The organism is Mesorhizobium sp. M4B.F.Ca.ET.089.01.1.1 (genome assembly GCF_004022605.1).
In the GTDB taxonomy this organism is placed as follows: Bacteria; Pseudomonadota; Alphaproteobacteria; order Rhizobiales; family Rhizobiaceae; genus Mesorhizobium; species Mesorhizobium abyssinicae.
This window is the reverse complement of the sequence record NZ_RZOS01000794.1, coordinates 1-1519: the sequence shown is the minus strand read 5'-3', so window position 1 is coordinate 1519 and position 1519 is coordinate 1. Positions and strand designations below refer to the sequence as shown.

The 1519-nt window shown below is 67.3% G+C and carries 2 protein-coding genes; one reads left to right on the top strand and one right to left on the bottom strand.

The genetic code is table 11. The features are described 5' to 3' along the window. Positions 1-1025, top strand: a 1025-nt coding sequence (locus EN780_RS33935; RefSeq protein WP_128276431.1) for a hypothetical protein, incomplete at its 5' end; no start/stop codon positions are given. Here EN780_RS33935 and EN780_RS33930 read toward each other — a convergent pair. After that, on the bottom strand, positions 1020-1517 hold the full coding sequence (locus tag EN780_RS33930) for a gluconokinase (RefSeq protein ID WP_245500209.1): 498 nt from the start codon (positions 1515-1517) through the stop codon (positions 1020-1022). The genes EN780_RS33935 and EN780_RS33930 overlap by 6 nt on opposite strands. Positions 1518-1519: the final 2 nt, after the last annotated feature.

Genomic DNA, 1519 nt, shown 5'->3' with positions numbered 1-1519 from the left:
GCCGCAGGCTGGTCGGACCCGGCCGGCTGCGCCGCTTCTCGAACCGCGATCTTCGCGAAAGCCTGCTCTTTTCTTTCCTTCTCGTCGTCGCCGCGACACTGCCGGTCGTCTGGTGGGCGCCGATCTGCGCCTGGAGTTCGAAGCTTCGGCTGAAGCGCCATCTCCGCAAGGATTTTCCACGCTACGCCGCAGCGGTCCGCACCGTCCTTGGCGACCGCGTCGATGCGCAAGCGCTGTTCAGGCAATTGCTTGCCGCTGTTCATCGCCGGCAATTGCTGCTTGCCGCGCACCTCACCGGCCACGGCTGGTCGCCGGAAATCCGGCTGGAAGGGCTTGAGGGCCTGCGCGAGGCGCTGCGGCGCGGCCGCGGCGCCATCATCTGGTGCGATCAGTTCACCGCCCAGACCATCATCGGCAAGCGGGCCCTGCATGCCGCCGGCCTCGAAACGCACCAGGTCAGCGTCAACTTCCACGGCTTTTCAGACTCGGTTTTCGGCCTGCGTTTCCTCAACCGGCCGCTGATCGCGGTGGAGAACCGCTACCTCAAAAGCCGGGTCGTCTTCGAGCGCGGCGATGCCTACCAGGTGACGGTGCGCATGCAACGCATGCTGAGGGAAAACGGCATCGTCCTGATGACCAACACGACCCACGCCGGCACCACCTTCACAGAAGTCGGCATCGGGGAAAGCGGCTGGACCCAACTGGCCTCGGCTCCGGCAAACTTCGCCGCGCGAGGCGGAACGGCGCTGTTTGCCATGTCGACCTTCGAGACCGTGCCCTTTCGCGAATACCGCGCGGTCATCAGCCCCGAACTGGCGCCGCCCGCAAGGTCGGCATCCGCCGCGACAAGGGACATGGCGGCGAAGAACCTCGAGCTGCAGGCGCGCTACATCCTGCTCAAGCGCGATCGCCTCCTGGAGGCGATGAAATTGTACCCGGAACAGATGATGGTATGGGCAGGCGCCCAGAGGTTCACCGAGCGGTCGGGCGACACGACGGACGCGGGCGCCGACATATCCTCATGAGGTCTTTGTCCTGAGTTCGTCAAGCACGCCGGCGACGATGTCGGAGATCGGGCCGGTGCCGTCCACGGTCAACGCCGGTTCATCCGCCGTCGGCGCTTCGAGCGTGGCGAACTGGCTGTCGACTAGGCTCGCCGGCATGAAATGCCCCTTGCGGCTGCCGACACGGCGCTTGGCGGTTTCCGCATCGATTTCCAGATAGACGAAGCGCAGCTCCGGGCAAAAGCCGCGCAGTCGCGCGCGGTAGCCGCGCTTCAGCGCCGAGCAGGCGGCGACCACGCTCTGCCCGTCGGCGATCGCGGCCGCGATGCGCCCTCCGATCGCATCGAGCCAGCCGGCGCGCAATTCGTCGGTGAGCGGCTCACCGCTTGCCATGCGCGCCACGTTCTCGGGCGGATGCAGCCCGTCGCCCTCGACGAATGCCGCGCCCAGCGCCGCCGCCAGCGCCTCGCCGACCGCGGACTTGCCGCAGCCGGCCACCCCCATCGCCACGATGG